The organism is Bacillus methanolicus, assembly GCF_028888695.1.
Classification (GTDB): Bacteria; Bacillota; Bacilli; order Bacillales; family Cytobacillaceae; genus Bacillus_Z; species Bacillus_Z methanolicus_B.
The window spans coordinates 1513436-1532167 of the sequence record NZ_PNFF01000001.1; the positions used below are offsets into that span (position 1 = coordinate 1513436).

18 protein-coding genes and 3 pseudogenes are annotated in these 18732 nt (G+C 38.0%); 6 read left to right on the plus strand and 15 right to left on the minus strand.

Annotation, left to right across the window (positions count from 1 at the left end; translation table 11 throughout):
• Positions 1–222: 222 nt before the first annotated feature.
• A pseudogene (locus tag C0966_RS07510) lies at positions 223–1438 on the plus strand (glycoside hydrolase family 36 N-terminal domain-containing protein); the annotation flags it as partial.
• Here the strand turns inward: C0966_RS07510 and C0966_RS18580 are convergent.
• The 8 genes and pseudogenes from C0966_RS18580 to C0966_RS07545 all read right to left on the minus strand — a co-directional run.
• A pseudogene (locus C0966_RS18580) lies at positions 1404–1573 on the minus strand (group II intron reverse transcriptase/maturase); the annotation flags it as partial. The pseudogenes C0966_RS07510 and C0966_RS18580 sit on opposite strands and share 35 nt — an antisense overlap.
• Positions 1515–1700, minus strand: coding sequence for a hypothetical protein (locus C0966_RS07515; RefSeq protein WP_003347276.1), 186 nt, complete (start codon positions 1698–1700; stop codon positions 1515–1517). The gene C0966_RS07515 and the pseudogene C0966_RS18580, both read right to left, overlap by 59 nt.
• Before the next feature lie 475 nt (positions 1701–2175).
• Positions 2176–3267: a Ger(x)C family spore germination protein gene (locus C0966_RS07520; RefSeq protein ID WP_274854656.1), complete on the minus strand. Its 1092-nt coding sequence runs from the start codon at positions 3265–3267 to the stop codon at positions 2176–2178.
• 2 nt (positions 3268–3269) lie between these two features.
• Positions 3270–4385: a GerAB/ArcD/ProY family transporter gene (locus C0966_RS07525; RefSeq protein ID WP_274854657.1), complete on the minus strand. Its 1116-nt coding sequence runs from the start codon at positions 4383–4385 to the stop codon at positions 3270–3272.
• A 4-nt stretch (positions 4386–4389) separates the two neighbouring features.
• Complete coding sequence (locus C0966_RS07530) at positions 4390–5853, minus strand: spore germination protein (protein ID WP_274854658.1); 1464 nt, start codon at positions 5851–5853, stop codon at positions 4390–4392.
• Between the two features lie 286 nt (positions 5854–6139).
• Positions 6140–6465, minus strand: a pseudogene (locus C0966_RS18660) (tyrosine-type recombinase/integrase); the annotation flags it as partial.
• A gap of 152 nt (positions 6466–6617) precedes the next feature.
• Positions 6618–7346 carry an SH3 domain-containing protein gene (locus C0966_RS07540; protein WP_274854659.1) on the minus strand — a complete coding sequence of 243 codons (729 nt, stop codon included), beginning with the start codon at positions 7344–7346 and terminating at the stop codon, positions 6618–6620.
• Positions 7347–8168: 822 nt separating this feature from the next.
• Entirely contained in the window at positions 8169–8618 is a 450-nt protein-coding gene (locus C0966_RS07545) for a tyrosine-type recombinase/integrase (RefSeq protein ID WP_274854661.1), read from the minus strand.
• Positions 8619–8778: 160 nt separating this feature from the next.
• Here C0966_RS07545 and C0966_RS07550 point away from each other — a divergent pair, with 160 nt between their 5' ends.
• Complete coding sequence (locus tag C0966_RS07550; RefSeq protein ID WP_274854662.1) at positions 8779–9117, plus strand: hypothetical protein; 339 nt, start codon at positions 8779–8781, stop codon at positions 9115–9117.
• Positions 9118–9146: 29 nt separating this feature from the next.
• Here C0966_RS07550 and C0966_RS07555 read toward each other — a convergent pair whose 3' ends face one another.
• From C0966_RS07555 to C0966_RS07565, 3 genes are all read right to left on the minus strand, one after another.
• Positions 9147–10367, minus strand: coding sequence for an MFS transporter (locus C0966_RS07555; protein WP_274855731.1), 1221 nt, complete (start codon positions 10365–10367; stop codon positions 9147–9149).
• Positions 10368–10620: 253 nt separating this feature from the next.
• Positions 10621–10974 carry an ArsR/SmtB family transcription factor gene (locus tag C0966_RS07560; protein ID WP_274854663.1) on the minus strand — a complete coding sequence of 118 codons (354 nt, stop codon included), beginning with the start codon at positions 10972–10974 and terminating at the stop codon, positions 10621–10623.
• A 13-nt stretch (positions 10975–10987) separates the two neighbouring features.
• A complete protein-coding gene (locus C0966_RS07565; protein WP_274854664.1) occupies positions 10988–12760 on the minus strand; it encodes a SulP family inorganic anion transporter in 1773 nt (590 codons plus the stop codon).
• A 163-nt stretch (positions 12761–12923) separates the two neighbouring features.
• Here C0966_RS07565 and C0966_RS07570 point away from each other — a divergent pair, with 163 nt between their 5' ends.
• Together C0966_RS07570 and C0966_RS07575 are read left to right on the plus strand one after the other, a co-directional pair.
• A complete protein-coding gene (locus tag C0966_RS07570; RefSeq protein ID WP_274854665.1) occupies positions 12924–13616 on the plus strand; it encodes a YetF domain-containing protein in 693 nt (230 codons plus the stop codon).
• Between the two features lie 65 nt (positions 13617–13681).
• Entirely contained in the window at positions 13682–13861 is a 180-nt protein-coding gene (locus C0966_RS07575; RefSeq protein WP_274854666.1) for an H-type small acid-soluble spore protein, read from the plus strand.
• A 283-nt stretch (positions 13862–14144) separates the two neighbouring features.
• Here the strand turns inward: C0966_RS07575 and C0966_RS07580 are convergent, their stop codons facing one another.
• The gene (locus C0966_RS07580; RefSeq protein WP_274854667.1) at positions 14145–15395 is read right to left on the minus strand and encodes a two-component system sensor histidine kinase NtrB; all 1251 of its coding nucleotides are present in this window, start codon (positions 15393–15395) and stop codon (positions 14145–14147) included.
• 176 nt (positions 15396–15571) lie between these two features.
• Here C0966_RS07580 and C0966_RS07585 point away from each other — a divergent pair, with 176 nt between their 5' ends.
• Positions 15572–15859, plus strand: a complete 288-nt coding sequence (locus tag C0966_RS07585; RefSeq protein WP_274854668.1) for a DUF6509 family protein — start codon at positions 15572–15574, stop codon at positions 15857–15859.
• A gap of 9 nt (positions 15860–15868) precedes the next feature.
• On the opposite strand, the gene C0966_RS07590 is transcribed toward C0966_RS07585, so the two are convergent.
• A complete protein-coding gene (locus tag C0966_RS07590; protein WP_274854669.1) occupies positions 15869–16150 on the minus strand; it encodes a YkvA family protein in 282 nt (93 codons plus the stop codon).
• Between the two features lie 155 nt (positions 16151–16305).
• On the opposite strand from C0966_RS07590, the gene C0966_RS07595 reads away from it, so the two are divergent.
• The gene (locus tag C0966_RS07595) at positions 16306–17541 is read left to right on the plus strand and encodes an IS256 family transposase (protein WP_087960461.1); all 1236 of its coding nucleotides are present in this window, start codon (positions 16306–16308) and stop codon (positions 17539–17541) included.
• Between the two features lie 322 nt (positions 17542–17863).
• Here the strand turns inward: C0966_RS07595 and C0966_RS07600 are convergent, their stop codons facing one another.
• Together C0966_RS07600 and C0966_RS07605 are read right to left on the minus strand one after the other, a co-directional pair.
• Positions 17864–18067 carry a cold-inducible protein YdjO-related protein gene (locus C0966_RS07600; RefSeq protein ID WP_274854670.1) on the minus strand — a complete coding sequence of 68 codons (204 nt, stop codon included), beginning with the start codon at positions 18065–18067 and terminating at the stop codon, positions 17864–17866.
• A 315-nt stretch (positions 18068–18382) separates the two neighbouring features.
• The gene (locus tag C0966_RS07605; RefSeq protein WP_274854671.1) at positions 18383–18583 is read right to left on the minus strand and encodes a cold-shock protein; all 201 of its coding nucleotides are present in this window, start codon (positions 18581–18583) and stop codon (positions 18383–18385) included.
• Positions 18584–18732: the final 149 nt, after the last annotated feature.

Sequence of the window (18732 nt, forward strand, 5' to 3'; positions counted from 1 at the left end):
TGAAAGGAAAACGCCGGAGCCTCAGTATAGGCATCCGGCGTTTTTTTCAGTATCATGGGGTTTGGAAAGCAAAAATGAAAACTAATTTGCTGATTTTTCTCCCAGTTTATGCCGAGAGAAAGGTGAAAATAAATCCAAGCTCATAAGATTAAAGTATATTTACTTTTTAACATCATAAGAACTAATAAAAGGTTTTAAATTTTCGACTTAGGAGGATTGGAGTTGGGGATCCATTTTAATTCAAAAGAAGGAATTTTTCATTTACAAGGAAAAAATACCAGCTACGTGATGCAAATAATTAGAGATGGATACTTGGCACATTTGTATTGGGGAAAAAAGCTGGGAAACTATCATGGCAGCCACCCTCTCCGTTTTGTGAAAAGAGGGTTTTCCCCAAACCCGGATCCTTCCGATCTAACTTTTTCACTCGATACATTGCCACAAGAATATCCTGCCTATGGAAATACGGATTTTAGAACGCCCGCCTATCAAATTCAATTGGAAAATGGATCAACAATTACAGATTTGCGCTATAAAACACATTCTATATATAAAGGAAAACCTAAGCTTAAAGGGCTGCCGGCTGTTTATGTAGAGGATAATGGTGAAGCAGAGACATTGGAACTAATTTTGGAAGATCCTTTGATTTCTCTCCGAGTTATATTAATTTACAGGTTTTAATGCAATTACAAGATCGGTTCGCATTCATAATTCAGGAAAAGAAACGCTGAAAATTCTTCGCATTTTAAATGCAAGTGTAGATTTTCGTGATGATCAATTTGATTTGTTAACTCTTTATGGATCCCATTTGAATGAAAGGAATATAGTGCGCAGGCCGCTTGTACCCGGAAATCAAATGATCGAAAGCAGGCGCGGTGCCAGCAGCCATCAACAAAACCCGTTTTTTTCCTTACTTCGAAAGAATGCAAATGAAGAATATGGGGAAGTTTATGGATTCAGCTTTGTCTATAGCGGCAATTTTTTAGCTCAAGTGGAAGTGGATCAATTTCATACAGCAAGAGCATCCATTGGTATTAATCCATTTGACTTTTGCTGGATTTTGCAGCAGGGAGAAAGTTTTCAAACACCCGAGGTGGTTATGGTTTATTCTGATGAAGGATTGGGCGGGATGTCCCGTACCTATCACGAATTGTATCGCACACGTTTGTTCAGGGGGATGCACCGTGATCTAATCCGCCCGATTTTAGTGAATAATTGGGAAGCAACTTATTTTAAATTCACAGATGAAAAAATCATTGAAATTGCCAAGGCCGCAAAGGAAGCAGGAATGAAATTATTTGTCCTCGATGATGGCTGGTTTGGCAAAAGAGATAATGCCAAAAGTTCCCTAGGTGATTGGATCGTTGATAAACGAAAACTTCCCAATGGATTAGCAGACCTTGCCAGGAGGATTCGGAGATTCTCGTTAACACTTGGGCGATCGCTTGTTGAATGAAACGATCAGTCACGGTGGGGCGGGCATACCATCTACTCCGTGGCTTCCTTTATTCTGTTCAACTCGTTTTAATGCCGTTAGGAGATTTTCCCGTGACAAAATCAGTTCCATCAACATAGATATCCTCTCCACGCGAACGAATCCCTCTATTTGTGCCATCTTCTGCTCCACCCTCTTGAAGTCCCCCGTGGGATTCACCACTTCCTCCTTCAAGTAAGTCCTGCCGGATTGTCTGCTTCAACACAGAAGATGAACGCGTAGTGTTTCTTTCTCCTTAATTGTTCGGTTCTTCCTCTTTCGTCTCGAGCTCGAAAGAGTACTATGACCTCTGCTGACTTCTGACTGCTCAGCTATCTATCGCTAGATAGGTTACCAAGATTACTTGGCGTGCCAGTCAGATCTCCCCGGGTAAGAGTGTAATCTTTCCTTCCATCTATCTGCTTCATTTACTCTGTATCACCTTTGGCAGAAAGGGCTTTGTTTTGACATGCAAACTCACCCAATGATACCTAGCCTCATATGAAGTTCGTGTTCCTCAGACCGGAAGTTTGCCGCCCGCTTCCTTCAGATTCCGCGTCACCACGGACACCCTTGCGTCAAGCTAACTGCTACTTCTGCCTTCGCAACTCGGGACTTGCACCCTATAGATTACAACCATGCCGGGCGCACAACAAAAAAAGCAGATCTGTGCATAGGATCTGCTTTTGTTTTTTCAAAATTCACTTATTTTTTTCCTCTTCCAACAAAGGTTGAATATATATTGAATAATCAACGTTGATATCCATTTGTTCCCAGTACTTTAACCATTGTTTTTCACTGAGCGGTTTTGCAAACGGTGTCTTTGAGTGCTTACCGATTTGAAACGGATCCACTCCCCATTTTTGCAGTTTCTTTATAAATTCAAAAGTTTGTTTTTCCAGGTACATTTCAATGTCTTTTTTGAGTTCTGCTAATTCATCTTCATTGAATATATTTTTATTCCCCAAGTACTCCATGATTCTGCCGCTCATTTCGACTTTGATTGTTAATGACGAAAAATTTCGATTCAAATCCATATGAACATTTGAACGAATTCCATCTAAGACGACAGATAATGGCTCAATTGGAAGAAATTTAAGGTAGTGAGCATTGTCAATGAGTTGGACGATATTCTCTTCAACGTTTTTAACCGTTGCTATTAGTTTGTCATGATTGAAGATTGCTGTTCCCTCATATTTGAAATTATCTTTGTCAACCTTAAAGACCGGCAGAATCGGATCGGAAAATGGAGAATATAAATTTTCCATAAATTGGTGTATGTTAATAACCGTCATTTCACCTTGTCTTTTTTTCTCATAGTGTTTAAACATAAGATAAAGAAAATAATCAATGTTTTCATTTCTGCTCACTTGATTTGTTATATATTCTTCAAAATCTCCTTTGACGATAACGACATAAAGGCGCTGGGAAATATCAGGATCTATCGAAAGCAAATTAATCAATTGCATAATTCCTTTTTTCGCAAAGTCTTCATCAATGAACAACAGTCGAATTTGTCCGGCTTTTAATTCTCGAAAATATTTATAATTAAATTTCTTCGCCCCTTGTCTCACAAGGTTGGCTTGAATGGTGACCGGGTTCTTTTTTTCTTTCAACAACGGCGGCATTAACGTAGTCATTTTAAACTGTCCCTCTTCCCCCTCTTTCGTGTACCAAAAAGTGATAGGGGCGATTTCTTCGATCATATTATTTTCCAAAAATGGGGAACATCCTGCCGTTATCATCATACTGGTCACTAAAGTTATTAACAGAATCTGTTTCATTTGTCCCATATTTAGACACGCCCCTTTACTTTGCCGGCAATTAGAAGAAATGCCGGAACCAACAAATACGTTAATGACCCTATCCATATTTGAAGGTCAAGCAAGATGCTTCGTTTTTCTTCTGTTTTCCATAACCATTCATTTGCAAGGATGATGCAGGCAAAAACCGTTATAAAGCTCGCCATAAAACCGATTCGAGTCGTTTGTTCATGCAATCTTCGCAAAACAATTCGGGCGGCTCCATAAAAAAATAAAACAAGAATGGAAATCACAACGACAAAATGAAGCATATATACAGAAAGAAAAAAGATATCAATTCGTTCAATGAAGGGAAATTGCAAATACCGAATCATGTTGATCGCAGGAAAATTACTTTTACTCAAGTATTTGGGACCAAAAAAAAGCAAGGATGCTATAAACGCAATCAAGTATTCGAAAACAGAAAACGCATTCGCTGCCGCCAAATATTTCAACATCTTTTGGTGCGGTTTTAACCAAGGAGCCAAACATATCAAATACTCCGGTCCTGACAAAGATGATAAAAACAGCAACAGCCCTTTCCAAGAAACCATCGACCACTCAGTCGGAATTAAAGGATATAAATCATAAAGAGATGCGATTGGCGGAAAGAAAAAAGGAATATATAGAAAAATCATCCAAAACGAACATAAAAAAGCGATGACGAAAAAACGGATCGTATTCCCCATTCCTTGAACGGCTACATAACAACTAACGAGAAAAATAAAAACAATCATCCAAGTTGGATTCATCGAAGGGTATATGATTTGGTGAACCATTTCCGCATACCCGAGTGTGATAACGGTTAATTTGATTAAAATGAAAAAAAGTCCAACAAAGGCAAAAAAACGAACCATTCGCTCTCCAAAGAGCTGTACAAAACCTTCATAACCCATTGCAAAAAAATTTGAAGCCAACCATTTAGATAACATAATGAGAATGATCTGAGATAAAAACCCTACAGCAAGAATACCCCAAATCATAGACGAATCCGCCAAATACAATGGCATGATGATAAAAAAGTAAAGCATTTGCATGCGGTTCACCATGAACATTACATTAATGCCATCATAGGTTGACGTATGATCAAATAATGAAATTGTTTTCATGCCGTCATCTCCTTCGGCCGTATCGCCATTTTTGCAAGGGATGTAAATGCTCAGGCCGGCTTTTCATCCAAGTTAATGGACCGCGAATGAAAAGATCGATCCAATCCTTCCAGTAAAATGGGGCTACCGGTGCAAAATAAGGTTGTTTCAATGAAGTCAGCCCATTCAGATGTGCAAGAATGACAATCATCCCAAGAGCGATGCCGGGAACCCCAAACAAAGATGAAAGTAGAAGAAAAGCAAATTGAATTAACGTGTTTGCTTTCGTCATTAAATAGTTTGGTACCAAAAACGAAACAATGGCCGATATACCCATCAGCACAATTAACAATTTGCTGGCAAAACCGGCTTCAACCGCAGCTTGTCCTATCACGATGCCACCAATCATTCCCAATGTTTGACTTGATTTAGATGGCATTCTAAGACTTGCTTCTTTAATAATTTCGATCGTAATTAACATAAAAAACGCTTCCCAAAATGGACTAAAAGGCAATTTACTTCTCGATTCCACTAAAACAGAAAGAACTTGCAGCGGCAATACCTGATAATGATGTGTCGTTGCCGCAACATAGAACGGGATCAACACCACAGAAAGAAAAAAGCTGACATACCGAATGAAACGCAAAAAACTTGCAATGAGCCAGCGATTGATATAATCCTCAGGAGATTTAAAAAGAGAAAAAAATGTGATTGGAGCAACTAACGCAAATGGCGTATTGCCTACCAAAATAGTAATTAAACCGAGACCCAGCGAGTAAGCACATACATCCGGGCGATCGGTTTGTTGAAACTGCGGAAATACACTATGTTGATGATCTTCCATAAATGCGGCAACTTGGGAAGAATCAAAAAAAACATCATAATTAATTTCGGAGATTTTCTTTTTTGCGATGGATATATATTCAGGATTAGTCAATCCTTCGATGTACATAAGTACAACCGTTGTTTCACTTAAAGAACCAACTGTAAATTTCTCCGCTTTCAGTTCAGTTAAAGGAAGACGCCTGCGAATTAATGTGATATTCTGCTCTAATTGTTCACTGAAGCTGTCTTTTGCTCCGTATAAAATAGTTTCTTGTTCAGATGTTTCGATGGCGCGGCTCAATGGATTTCCGAGAAGAACAGCCCACCATTGATTATGTAAAGAATCTTTTATAAGAATGTACCCCAACATCAGTTGTTTTTGTGCTTCCTCTAAAGTGGAAATTTGCAATATTTTGGAGGCTGCAATACAATCAATAACCGTCTCATTATACCCGCGTATTAACGGTTCAATCACCGTTTCATTTAAGCGCTCTTGGTCAATTAGCGTTTTAATATATGCAATTGTCGCCTTCTGGCCTTTCGCGGTTTGCCGTTCAATGATTTCTGCATCATTCATGTTGGCTAGCAAGTTTTTTAAGGCTTCTGTCGTTACAGCTTTTTTATTCTTTTGACCGTTTCCAGTTGTACGATTTTTCCAAAACATCAACATTCATCACCTGAATTCGTATAGTTGATACTTATTTCCTCATTTATTATGCTCAGTTGAACTTCATTTACTCAAAAAAAGATTCGTTTCACGATCCACTCTCCTATAAGTTTAGTTTTCATAATATTATTATTTTAAACAAAAAAAGCATCTGCTCGTTGGCAAATGCACATTTTTTGACGTGTTTTTTCTTATTATATATGTATTAATTCATCAACGTTCTTTCACATTCTCTGACTAGCTTATAAAATGGAGTTTATGAAATTCATACATTTTCCTCCTACTATTGATTCATTTGAATAAGTTCATCTTTTGTCGGATTTGTATATAAGAACGTAGTGTGTATATTGGAATGCCCCGCCTGATTCGCAACTTCATGAACGCTCAATCCTCTGCTAATCGCATGAGAACAAAAGAAATGCCGTAAATCGTACGGGGTAATGTCTTTACCGATAGGTTCCGAATACTCTTTAAACAGTTTATTGATCGTTGTACGGTTTAAAGGTTGATTACGATTACTAACAAAGAGAAAATCATGCTAATTCCTTTTACTTTTCGCTCCTTTAACAATGACTGAAGAGCAGCTTTTACTTTGTCATTCATAAATACCACAATTCGCAAGAAAAATAGACCTTATCGGGTAAAAAAAGATATGAAAGCCGGTGAACTTGTAACATGTAAAAGAACAAAAAGTAACCACAAACTCAGAAAGAAAAAGCTTAGTATAAAGTAATCTTTACTTTTGATTAAGCTCATTTCCTTTAATATAGTCTAACCGAAATTTCACTTGATTTAATCCAGCCATATATCCCTTGTGGAGTTTGAACATGGTACCAGATTTCACCACGGCTATTCAGGAATTTTGCAAACGTATTTACTTTTGTTCCTTGGGATAAAGTAGCTTTAACACTATAATCTGTTGATGCTCCTCTTCTAACTACACCATTTTTTCCACTAATAGTTCCTTCTCCATGATAGTTCACATAATTATAGAAATATTGGCTTTCTAACCAGCCTTGTTTTCTACCTGTATCCACTTTATGCCATAGCTGACCTGAAAAGGTCATGAATGTATCTACTTGAGTGACGATCATCCCTTTTTGTAGAGTTGCAACTGGTTCATAACCCCGGTGTGCCCCTCTCCTGATTTCAACCTGGTCTGTAATAAAAGCTTTTCTTCCTGCTTCCGGTGAAGGCACTTTAAATTTTTCTAATAGAGCCCAACCTGACTTATAACCATGTGTAACAACAGATACCCACTTGCGTCCATCACTTCCAACGAAAGTATCTCTTACATAAACTCGGGTATCTTTCTTCAATGTAAAAACAGTTGGGTAATTAATTGTTGCTCCTCTTTTAACTTCAACGTCATTTGTAATGGTTATTAGGTTCTTTCTAATGATATCTTCTTCTGCATGTACTTTCAGTGAAGTCTGGGTGATGACTAATGATAACATTAAAAAAGCGCATAAAAATAGAAACTTTTTCATTTTTACCTCCCCATTTTCTTCAATATAATGTATTATATAAGAATATTAAGAATATTACAAAAATTTTTTTACTCAGCTTCTCTTATATCAAGAATCAATAGATCATACTCTGGTTGGCCTTCTAAATGAATCAAAGTAAAGATATAATCATATCCTCTAAATTCAAATATAGCGTTCTGTGCTACTAAAGTATCTTTCTCCTACATAATCAAATCCTATGGCCTTTTTTTATAGAGTCGTCATACTAGCAGATATAATAAATAAGCAATAAATGATGAAAAGACAAGTGTAAGTTTGGTGGCAGAAGAACCGCTCATTACATGGAGTGGCTAATGGAGTTTACCTTATTTAACTAACCTGCCCGTTAGTTGAACAAAAAAATCAACAACAAACAATAACAGAGCCTTTTGATAATTCACTGTAAAAACGGATATTTCAGGAGAATTTTCTTGAAGGAACCTTTATCTTTGATGAGAAGTTGATATGCGGTTGTTTAATAGTAGCATTCTTGATGAGTGATGGTATTTATGTTGTTTAAAATCACCTTCTCTTAGAGACTAACGACTTTGGAACATACAGGACAACGTAATTTGTCGAAAATTTTGATCATGGACTCACCTCCTGGATATTGTTTATACTCCATCCGATTTCAAAATTCTTCCAAAAAAAATCCCCATCAAACGGCATGGTTCTAGATTGGCCACAAAATTAACAAGCTGGGATCCGATGTAATAAATTTGATTATTAGCAATTGCCTACGTTCTTTCATATTCTTTAACTAGCTTATAAAATCGAGTTTATGGATCTAAATACATTTTCCTCCTACAATTGATTCATTTTTTGAATAAGTTCATCTTTTGTCGGATTTGTATATAAGAGCGCCGTGTGAATATTGGAATGCCCCGCCTGATTCGCTACTTCATGAACACTCAATCCTCTGCTAATCGCATGGGAACAAAAAAAATGCCGTAAATCATGCGGAGTAATGTCTTTACCGATAGGTTCCGAATACTCTTTAAACAATTTATTGATCGTTGTGCGGTTTAAAGGTTGATTACGATTACTAACAAAGAGAAAATCATGCTCGATTCCTTTTTCTTTTCGCTCCTTTAACCATGACTGAAGAGCAGCTTTTACTTTGTTATTCATAAATACAACTCGAAACTTATCTCCCTTGCCACTTCTAAGCCGTTCTACGACGTGAAAAATCAGCAAATTCATCAGCAAAATAACTGAATATACAGAAAACAAAATCCAAGTTGTTGCTTTCATTATTTTTCCAAAAGGAGTAATCAACGAACGATTCAAGCTAACATAAACTATTAACCTTTCTTGATTTTTTAAATATTTTGTCATAATAATTGAGATGATAACTTTTACATAACCAGCTAAAATTGCGGTCAATGGGATGTAGCAGTAAGGGGGAAAAGTGTTGTCAACGAAAGTAAAGATGTTGAAGCGATTAAGTTTTAGTCTTCTCATTCTGACCATCATACTCGGTGTTTTTTTCCTCGTACCTTTTAAACAAATGCCGCCAGACGATACGAGAATGATATTGGATCATCGAACAAAAACATACATTGCTCCAATCTGTTTTGAGCAATCGATTGCTTCCAACTTTCTTGAAGAAACAACATTAAAAAAAGTGAAAGAAACAGATTATCCGGCAAACTCGAAATGTTCAGAAGAGGCTTTAACAGGAAAAAAATCAACTCTTTTTATTATGCCTGCCGAGAAATTAAGTATCGTAAAGAGCAAATGGGATTGGTAGATTTCAAAAGGGGTATAATGGCAGAAACATTATAACCCTTTTTTTATTTTTATATTATACTGTGTTGATATTTGTTCCCCTTTTTGAGCAAATAAAACAAGTGGATATCCGCATACTAACAGAACAGAGATTAAAGAAATTACACCAATCCAATGAAATTGTGTCCAGAAATGACCGACAAATGATCCGACAAGGCTTGACCCAAGATAATAAAATAGAAGATAAAGAGATGAAGCTTGTGCTTTATTATTTACGGCGCAGTCTCCAACCCAAGCACACGCAATCGAGTGGCTGGCAAAGAAACCGAATGTAAAAATAGAAATTCCTATTATTATTCCGATTAACGAAGGAACTAGTGTAAGGATTGCCCCTCCAACCATGATTGTTATTGAAATTTTTAATATGATAGAACGCCCATATTTGTCTGCTTTTTTCCCCATATAAATAGAGCTAAATGTACCACATAAATAAACAATAAAAATAAATCCAATCATTGTTTCGCTTAATCGATATGGCGGGTCATGGAGTAGGAAACCTATATAATTATATAATGTTACAAAACTTCCCATTAACAAAAATGAAAGCATGATCAAGGCTATTATTCTTTTATTGCTGAGGTGCGCTTTATAAGCCGCCCATGCAGTTTCCCAGTCTAACGTCTTTTTCACAAAATGGCGGGAAGCAGGCAAAGTGAGCCAAAACACTAGACTTAATATCAGCGATATTCCTCCAATTGTCATTAAAGCGATTCTCCATGAAAATAAATCTGTCAGTACACCAGTGATTATTCTTCCTGCCATGCCTCCGAAACTTGTTCCGCTAATATAAAGTCCCATGATCTGGCCGATTCCTTTCGGATTAAATTCTTCCGCCACATAGGCCATAGCAATTGCCGGAACTCCTGCGATAAAAATTCCTAATAGTGACCTAAAGATAAGAAGGGTCATAAAATTAGGACTAAGTGAAGTTAACAATCCAAGAATCGAAGTGAAAAACAAAGATAAACTCATTATTCGTTTTTTGCCAATTGCATCTGATAACCCAGCCACTATTAACATGACAATGGCCAACACTCCGGTAGATACAGATAAACTTATGCTGGCTCTTGATGCCGAGACATGAAATTCTTTGGCAAAAATCGGCATTAATGGCTGCGTTGTATATAGAATTGCAAATGTAACAAATCCCCCTAAAAATAATGAAAGACTTGCCTTTCTGTATTCTTTTGTCCCTTTTTCAATGTAGGTCACAATCCTCGCCACTTTCTTCATCTGCTTACATTTAATAATATACTCTTTTTTTGAAATATATGAAATGAACACTACTATATACAAAATTGCGTTTCATGGTATAACGGCCAGTCTTCAAACATATTGACCACTTTTGGAATATATCAACCACTTTTCATGATTTTTCAACCATTAACTGTTTTAAAACAAAAAAGACCGCCACTTTGACGGTCAAAAATCGAGGGTTGCCGGGAAAAACAGCCCCAGCGCGGTACTATTCTCCCGCTTCTAATTCCTTACTCTTATCATCATTGATTTTATCCAACATCGATATCGTATCGATGAGATGGTTGTTAAAAATTTGTCTGGCAATATTCAATAAGTCAATAATCATTGGGTCACGAAGCGAGTACAATACTCGATTGCCATCTTTCGTTCCATTTACGATGTTTTTTGAACGTAATACACTTAGTTGCTGTGACACAGCTGATCCTTCCGTGCCAATAAGCGTTTGCAGCTCATTGACATTTTTCTCGCCTTCCGCTAACAGTTCCAAAATTTTTATCCTTAACGGATGGGCAAGAGCTTTGAAAAAATCAGCCTTAAATTGTTGTAAATCTAGATCCATTATGTCCTCCCTATTAGGATTTGTGAGCCAAACCCGTAAATGCTATGCCTCTTCTCTTTTCAGATTCCCATTCAGGATTTGAAAGCGCTGTACATTCTTGGAATGCGAAATGTTTACAACCGATGCACTTATTATAATCCAAATTAGCTAATGCAAAATCAATTGCTTCTCCTGTATGGTCAAAGAAATGTTCTTCCCCAATCTCCTCATACAGTCTTGTTTTTTTCAGGACTTCTTTCGGTTGGCTTTGGATGCCTGAAATAAGGATGATGCCCCCCCTTTTTTGAAAATGCCGGATAATGCTAGCAAAATTTGCTTCTCCTGTTGTATCCATATAGGGTACTTTTCCCATTCGTAAAATCAATACTTTGGGACGGTGGTTAATCGTATCCATAATGTACGATTCAAACATTTGTGCCGCTCCAAAGAAAAGAGGACCTTCCACTGTAAAGATACTGATTTGGGGACAGTCATTCCCCTTGTTTACCACATGCGGGCTTAATTTCTTACTTGAATCTAATGGATCCGGAAGCACCTTAGCAACCGTAAGAATTTCACTCATTCGTTTGACAAACAGGATGACAGCTAAAATCAATCCCACCTCAACAGCGATCGTAAGATTTGCAAATACAGTGAGCAAAAATGTAATAACCAAAATCAAAGAATCACTTGTCTTTGTTCTAAGAATGTGGACGAACTCATTTCGTTCACTCATATTCCACGCCACAACCATTAGAATGGGGGCCATACTTGCAAGTGGAATGTTGGAAGCATATGGAGCGAAAAGCAATAACACTGCGAGAACAACCAGACCATGAATGACACCGGACATTGGTGATGTCGCACCATTTTTAATGTTCGTTGCCGTTCTTGCAATTGCTCCTGTCGCTGGAATTCCGCCGAATAAAGGCGTTACCATATTGGCGATCCCTTGCCCGATCAGCTCTCGATTGCTGTTATGTTTACTTCCCGTCATTCCATCAGCAACAACAGCGGATAGCAAAGACTCTATTCCGCCAAGCATGGCGATAACAAAAGCCGGACGAAGCAATTGTATAATTTTTTCAGTTGTTATTTCAGGTATTTGAAATTCAGGTAAACCGCTTGGAATTTCACCGAAAGTAGAACCGATTGTCGCTACTTTTCCTGCAAAGAACATTGAAGCAACTATACTTGACACGATTAATCCAATTAATGGTCCGGGAACTTTAGGAAATAATTTAGGTGTAAGTAAAATGAGAGTAAGTGAAACAATTGCTGTGATCACGCTATAAAAGTTCATAGTATTCAAATTCTCGAAAATCTCTTTCATATTGGACAAGAAATCCTCATGCTTTTCGATTCCTGTAAGTCCAAAAAAGTTAGCAAGCTGGCCTGTAAAAATAATCACTGCGATCCCCGACGTAAAACCTATTGTCACAGGGCGTGGAATGAACTTTATTAATGAGCCTAGTCTAAGTACCCCCATTAGAAATAACATAACACCGGCTAAAAATCCAGCAATCAACAAATTTTCATAACCGTACGTCATGACTATTCCTAACAGAATAGGAATAAAGGCTCCGGTAGGACCTCCTATTTGATACTTGGAACCGCCGAGAAGTGAAATCAAAATCCCCGCAATGATTGTCGTATAAATGCCATATTCAGGTTTTACTCCTGACGCAATAGCAAAGGCCATACCAAGCGGAATAGCAATAATACCGACAATGACACCTGAAAGAAAATCCTTCCGAAAATTCTGAAAACTATAATCCTGAAATCTTCCCAATGAGAATTGTCTCACAAATACCCCTTCTCCTCATTTTTCTATATTTGAATTTTTGAATATACATATAATATTAATATCCGATTTTTCATCTGTCAAAGTAAATTTTTTAAGCCAAGTTGTTTAACCTGAAGGGTATTCGCAAACATTATGTATATCATACATAAAACAGAGGATGAAAATGGAAACAATAATCACTACTTCTATTAGAACACTGCTCGGTTTCTTTGTCTTATTTTTGTTAACACGTGTCCTCGGAAAAAAACAATTAAATCAAATGACATTTTTTACATATATCACCGGAATTGCTTTAGGGAATATTGCCGGAGATATGGTTGTTCACCGGGATATTAAATTAATTGACGGAGTCACAGGTTTGATCCTGTGGGCCATATTGACCTTTACACTTGAGTTCATTAGTTTAAAATCTTCCCGGGCAAGAGTGCTGCTTGATGGAGACCCTACGATTGTGATAAAAAACGGAAAGATTCTTGAAAAGGCAATGGCATCCAACAGACTAAACATGGATGACTTAAGCATGCTGCTTAGGACAAAAAACATATTTTCCGTCAGCGATGTTGATTACGCAATCCTTGAACCGAACGGACAATTGAGTGTGCTGAAGAAAGTCGAACTTGAACCTGTCACAAAGAAAGATGCGCAAATTACAACCAGCCCCCGGCAGTATTTGCCGACTGAGCTGATCGTTGACGGCAAAGTTGTTAAGAAAAATCTTCAGGAATTGAATTTAAGTGAAGATTGGTTGAATCAACAATTGCTGTTACAGGGGATCCATAAATATGAAGATTTGTTTTTTGCAGAATTGCAAAGTGACGGGAGCATCTTTATTGATAAAAAAACAGATAATGAATAAGTAAAGGCATAAAACCACTGGACATTTCAAAAAATATAGTGACTTTATTGAGGGAGTGAAAACGAATGGATGTCAAACGAGTAAAGCAAATTTTGTCATCTCCTGCTGATATTGAAGTAACGTATAATGGAGCATCAGTATGGATCGATCAGCTTAATGAAGACGGCCGAACGGCGACCGTCCATTTGCGCGGTCCTTTAGAAGAGAGAACAGTCGTGGACATTTCAGAGTTAAAAGAAGGGTAAACCATTGAAAAACCGGGGCAGCCCGGTTTTTCTTGTTTTCTAAATTGGAATGAAGAGCATAAATGTAATCGACGGCTCATATATCAAAATGAAGGATCATATATAGTAATGACGGCTCATTTGTCAAAATGAAGGCTTATATATCGAAACGACGGCTCATTTGTCAAAATAAGGGCTCATATATCGAAACGACGGCTCATTTGTCAAAATAAGGGCTCATAATCCGAAATAAAAGCTCATAAAATTCCTAAGATTAGCATTCAAAGAGAGAAAAACTCTAGAGTCAATCTCTGTCTGCCCTCTCATCCGATTGTACAATAGGAAGCAATACCGTAAATACCGTTCCCTCTTCACTGCTTGAAACTTCGATCGTTCCTTTATGATTTTCAATTATTTTCCGTGAAACCGACAAGCCAAGCCCCGTTCCTTCTTCTTTTGTAGTGAAAAAGGGATCAAAAATATGATTAAGTATGGAATCAGGAATACCTGTGCCATTATCACGAAAAGTAATTTTCACTTCATTATTGATCCGTTCTGTCCGGATTTCAATAGCAAGAGGTTTCTCTCCTTTTGCATTTAAGGAATTAGTGAATAAATTCATGAACACTTGAAGGAGTTCATCGCGGTCTCCTTCGATATAACATTCACCTGATTCGGGACTGATATCATAATCGATTTTTACGTTATAAAGAAACGCTTCACTATTAATAAATTTACCGGCATAATCGAGAAAAAACTCTTTTACTTGAAATCGTTCCTCTTTCGTATCAGAAGGTTTGGCAATCCGCAAGAAATCTGAAATAATCTTGTTAGCGCGATCCAATTCCGGAATTAGAAGGGACTGAAACAGTTCGGAAATTTCCGGGTCAACCCGGTTTTGAAGCAATTGTAAATACCCTCTGACTGTCGTGAGCGGATTTCGTATTTCATGGGCAATGCCAGCAGCAATTCTTCCTGCAAGTGCTTGTTTTTCCGCTTCTTTTATTTTATTCAAAAATTGAAAAGTGCCTATCACCCTTTTTATCGTTCCATCTATGTTGTAAATAATTCTAGTATTCATAATTCCGTAATTGCGATCCAGAACTTCCTTATCAAAAACTTCTTTTCCGGTTTTAACAGTTTCAAGCAAGACAATTTTTTCGTCAGGTATTTGAAGCAATTCGCGAATGTGCTTCCCGATGATTTCATCTCTGTTTATATTGTAATCCTTTGCGGCTTGCATGTTGCAAAGAGTAATAATTCCATCTTTATCAATAAACACAATGTGGTGGGGAACTAAATCCAATATTTTTGTCAAAAAGTGTTCAATTTTATCAAGATAACTATCAATGTCTGAAATCATTTGAAACCGGGGGCTCTTCTCGTCCATTTCCACTAGTTCGTCGACTGAAAAGCTGCCTCCCTCATATTTATGCACTTTAACACCAAGATGAGGATCATGATAAATGAAAGAAAATGGAATGTGTGATATGAGACGTTTATATAAATTGATTTCAGATTTTAATTTTTCTATTTCAGTATAATAATTATCCATCATTGTTCTTCTCCTCATAAAACATTCAACCACTAAAATATATATCATAAATTTTAAGACTATCAACTTTTTTAATAATTTGACGGATAAACGATTTATTTCTATACTGAAAAAGCTAACAAAAAGGAGAATAATGAAATAAAATGCGATTAGCTTGTAAAGAAAGGATGTGCTTTATGAACATTACGGGACATACGGTTGAAAAGCTGGAAGATCCCTTTGGAATTTTATCGGGAGAGCGTTATGAGTTTTTCTTAAACATTGAAGTGCCTGAGGATGATGAGTTATATACAGAAAACGGATTAAAGCTTAAAGTATTGTTTGTCATTGAGGAAGGAATTTCACGAATTTCCCACTATCATATCATCGAAAATACAACAGAGAAATACTTGGATTTTGAGCTTGAAGAAGATGAAATAAAAATGGTCGAGGCCTATTGCAAAGAACATGTGAGCGGGGTCTGACCCCCTCTCTTAAGGCTTATTTTTTAATTTGTATTTTTCTTTGAGCGATTCTGGCGCCATTTTCACGATTTGCTGCAAAATGAATGTTAACACTGTGATGTCATCAATAACGCCAAAAAATGAAAAAAAGTCTGGGATTAGATCAAACGGAAAGATAAAATAGCCCGCTACTAATAACACGGAAATCATCTTTTTTGATATTGCCACTTCGTTTGAAAGAAAAAAATCTATTAAAAATGGAAATGACCGGCGCACATTTAAAACAAACTTTAGTCTCTTCCAGAATTTCAATGAAAACCCTCCCTTGAACCGGAACCGGCAGGACATAATATAGTTAAGTCCATATAATTGTGTAAAAAGGGAAATAGAAAAAGAGCCATGTTGCTTCCCCTTTGGTAGAATAAACAGTGGACAAACAAACACCAAACATAAGGAGGAATGCAACCATGGCTCAATATCATATTACCCTAAATGATGAACTTCTGCACGGGTTATTCACCAGAGATGAAGGATTAGCTAAGCTACTGGAACAAGTCCTCAATCAAATCCTCGAGGCACAAGTAGAAGAACAGCTGGGGGCTCGCCGTTATGAACGAACGGAAGAACGAAAAGGATATCGCAACGGTTCGTATCCACGCCAGCTGACAACCCGGGTGGGACGGTTGACCTTGCGCGTTCCACGCACAAGAGAGGGAGAGTTCTCTACGGAACTGTTCCAACGGTATCAACGGAGCGAACAAGCACTGGTACTGGCACTCATGGAAATGGTGGTAAACGGGGTGTCTACCCGAAAAATCACCCAAATCACAGAGGAGTTGTGCGGCACCTCGTTTTCCAAATCCACGGTTTCCTCGCTGTGCAAGGGGCTGGATCCGATTATCCAAGACTGGAATTACCGTTCCCTGCATGAACATGTGTATCCGTTTGTGCTAGTAGATGCTATTTATACGAAAGTCCGGGAAGATGGACGGGTACGTTCCAGAGCCGTTTTGATCGCCACAGGAGTGAATGAGGAAGGATACCGGGAAATTCTTGGCCTGCAAATCGGAAACAGTGAATCGGAGTCCAGCTGGAGCGAGTTCTTCGGATGGCTGAAAGATCGAGGACTCCGGGGAGTGGACTTGATCATCTCGGATCAGCACGGCGGGCTGGTGCAAGCGATTGAAAAGCATTTCCAAGGTGCTACATGGCAGCGATGCCAGACACATTTTATTCGCAATATCCTCGATGCCGCACCAAAGTATATGCAGGATGCCTTGCTGGAGGAGATTCGCGGGATTCTTCATGCCCCAAACAAGCAAACGGCCCGGCTGTTATTGGAACAAGTGCTGGCCAAATGGGAAGAAAAAGCCCCAAAAGCCATGCAAATCCTTGAAGAGGGATTCGAAGACGCCACGGCTGTATTGGACTATCCGGACCGTTATCGGCGGCGTCTGCGTACGACCAACGGAGTGGAACGGCTGAACGAAGAAATTCGTCGCAGAGAACGGGTCATCCGCATCTTTCCGAACCGGGAATCGGTGTATCGCCTCGTTGGTGCCGTGTTGATCGAAATCGATGAAAAATGGATGTCGGGACGTAAATACTTAGATATGTCCGAATATTGGCAGTGGCGGAAAACGAAAGAGCAAGAAGCTCGATCGGTGAATCAGGAAGTTTCGGAGATGAAAAGAGTAGGGTAACCCCTTCGCTGTGTCAAGGAGAACGTGGAATACCGGAGCGAAGCGAGGATATGCCGCGAAAGCTCCTTGACACGCCTGTTCCTTGACAACATGATCGTTTGTCCGGGAAGGCGACTGGCAGGGAGACTTGCCGGACTTGCCTACCATACGTCAAGTCATCAGGTCCATGTTGTCTATCAAAGGGGAATTTACACAATAATTAGGACTTGACCCATAATATTCTATATCATCCCCTATTTACTTATACATATAACGTTTTTTGCTTGCAAGCTTTTTTGCAAATAAAAAAGCCTTCACTTTTATTAGTAAAGGCCTGAATTCGTTACACTTGATTTTTGCTGTAGTTATGAACAACTTGCAGCAATTTAGTCGTCTCTTTCATTTCACTTTTGCAAAGGGGGCATAAAGGCTTTTCACTGCTCTTAAAATTGTCTCTCATCCAACCTTTGCACTCATCCGATGTGCATTCCCATATCTTTGTTTCTTCAGTGACGATCTCTTCTTCAGTTCTTCTTCCGAACGCCATAAAAAAGCCCTCCTTTTGTGGACTAAAACACATCCATTATATGCTTCGATTGCATTCATTAGAGCCATTTTTTATGAAAATGTAGTCCAAAGTAAAAGTGCAGTACAATTATAGTATACATGAACTTTACTCTTTTGACCAAAAACAGAGCCTCATTGGGATGATGATTGGTACACAAAAGGATTTAAACAAAATACTTTTTTGAGTAAAAAAAAGAGAACAGGCTGTACTATGCGGCGGACTTACAAAGGATTTAAACAAATTACTTTTTTTGAGTAAATAAAAGAGCCCCATTGGACTCTTTCATTTTTTCCTTTATGATTTCTGGACATTGACGGCTTGTGGTCCGCGTTGTCCCTGTTCAATATCAAAGGTAACATTCTGTCCTTCTTCCAAAGTTTTGAATCCTTCACCTTGAATGGCTGAATAGTGTACAAAAACGTCATCACCGCCATCAACTTCAATAAATCCAAAACCTTTTTCGGAATTAAACCATTTTACTTTGCCAGTTGCCATTTGCTTGTATTCCTCCTGATTTCAATAATAACGTTTATAAGTATAGCCAAAGGATCAAATTCTTATTCCCTTTTTCTGCAAAAAGTTTACAGTGTTTTTTGATAATATTGCGATTTATCTGTTTTTATTGCGATTTTTTTGTTTTTATC

What these genes read in the sequence shown, in the direction of transcription:
- C0966_RS07605 (WP_274854671.1), bottom strand. Translation starts at nt 18,583, where the DNA reads ATGGCAACTGGCAAAGTAAAATGGTTTAATTCCGAAAAAGGTTTTGGA.
- C0966_RS07595 (WP_087960461.1), top strand. Translation starts at nt 16,306, where the DNA reads ATGGCTCAATATCATATTACCCTAAATGATGAACTTCTGCACGGGTTA.
- C0966_RS07600 (WP_274854670.1), bottom strand. Translation starts at nt 18,067, where the DNA reads ATGGCGTTCGGAAGAAGAACTGAAGAAGAGATCGTCACTGAAGAAACA.
- C0966_RS07540 (WP_274854659.1), bottom strand. Translation starts at nt 7,346, where the DNA reads ATGAAAAAGTTTCTATTTTTATGCGCTTTTTTAATGTTATCATTAGTC.
- C0966_RS07530 (WP_274854658.1), bottom strand. Translation starts at nt 5,853, where the DNA reads ATGTTTTGGAAAAATCGTACAACTGGAAACGGTCAAAAGAATAAAAAA.
- C0966_RS07575 (WP_274854666.1), top strand. Translation starts at nt 13,682, where the DNA reads ATGGATGTCAAACGAGTAAAGCAAATTTTGTCATCTCCTGCTGATATT.
- C0966_RS07545 (WP_274854661.1), bottom strand. Translation starts at nt 8,618, where the DNA reads ATGAAAGCAACAACTTGGATTTTGTTTTCTGTATATTCAGTTATTTTG.
- C0966_RS07560 (WP_274854663.1), bottom strand. Translation starts at nt 10,974, where the DNA reads ATGGATCTAGATTTACAACAATTTAAGGCTGATTTTTTCAAAGCTCTT.
- C0966_RS07580 (WP_274854667.1), bottom strand. Translation starts at nt 15,395, where the DNA reads ATGGATAATTATTATACTGAAATAGAAAAATTAAAATCTGAAATCAAT.
- C0966_RS07585 (WP_274854668.1), top strand. Translation starts at nt 15,572, where the DNA reads ATGAACATTACGGGACATACGGTTGAAAAGCTGGAAGATCCCTTTGGA.
- C0966_RS07520 (WP_274854656.1), bottom strand. Translation starts at nt 3,267, where the DNA reads ATGGGACAAATGAAACAGATTCTGTTAATAACTTTAGTGACCAGTATG.
- C0966_RS07570 (WP_274854665.1), top strand. Translation starts at nt 12,924, where the DNA reads ATGGAAACAATAATCACTACTTCTATTAGAACACTGCTCGGTTTCTTT.
- C0966_RS07525 (WP_274854657.1), bottom strand. Translation starts at nt 4,385, where the DNA reads ATGAAAACAATTTCATTATTTGATCATACGTCAACCTATGATGGCATT.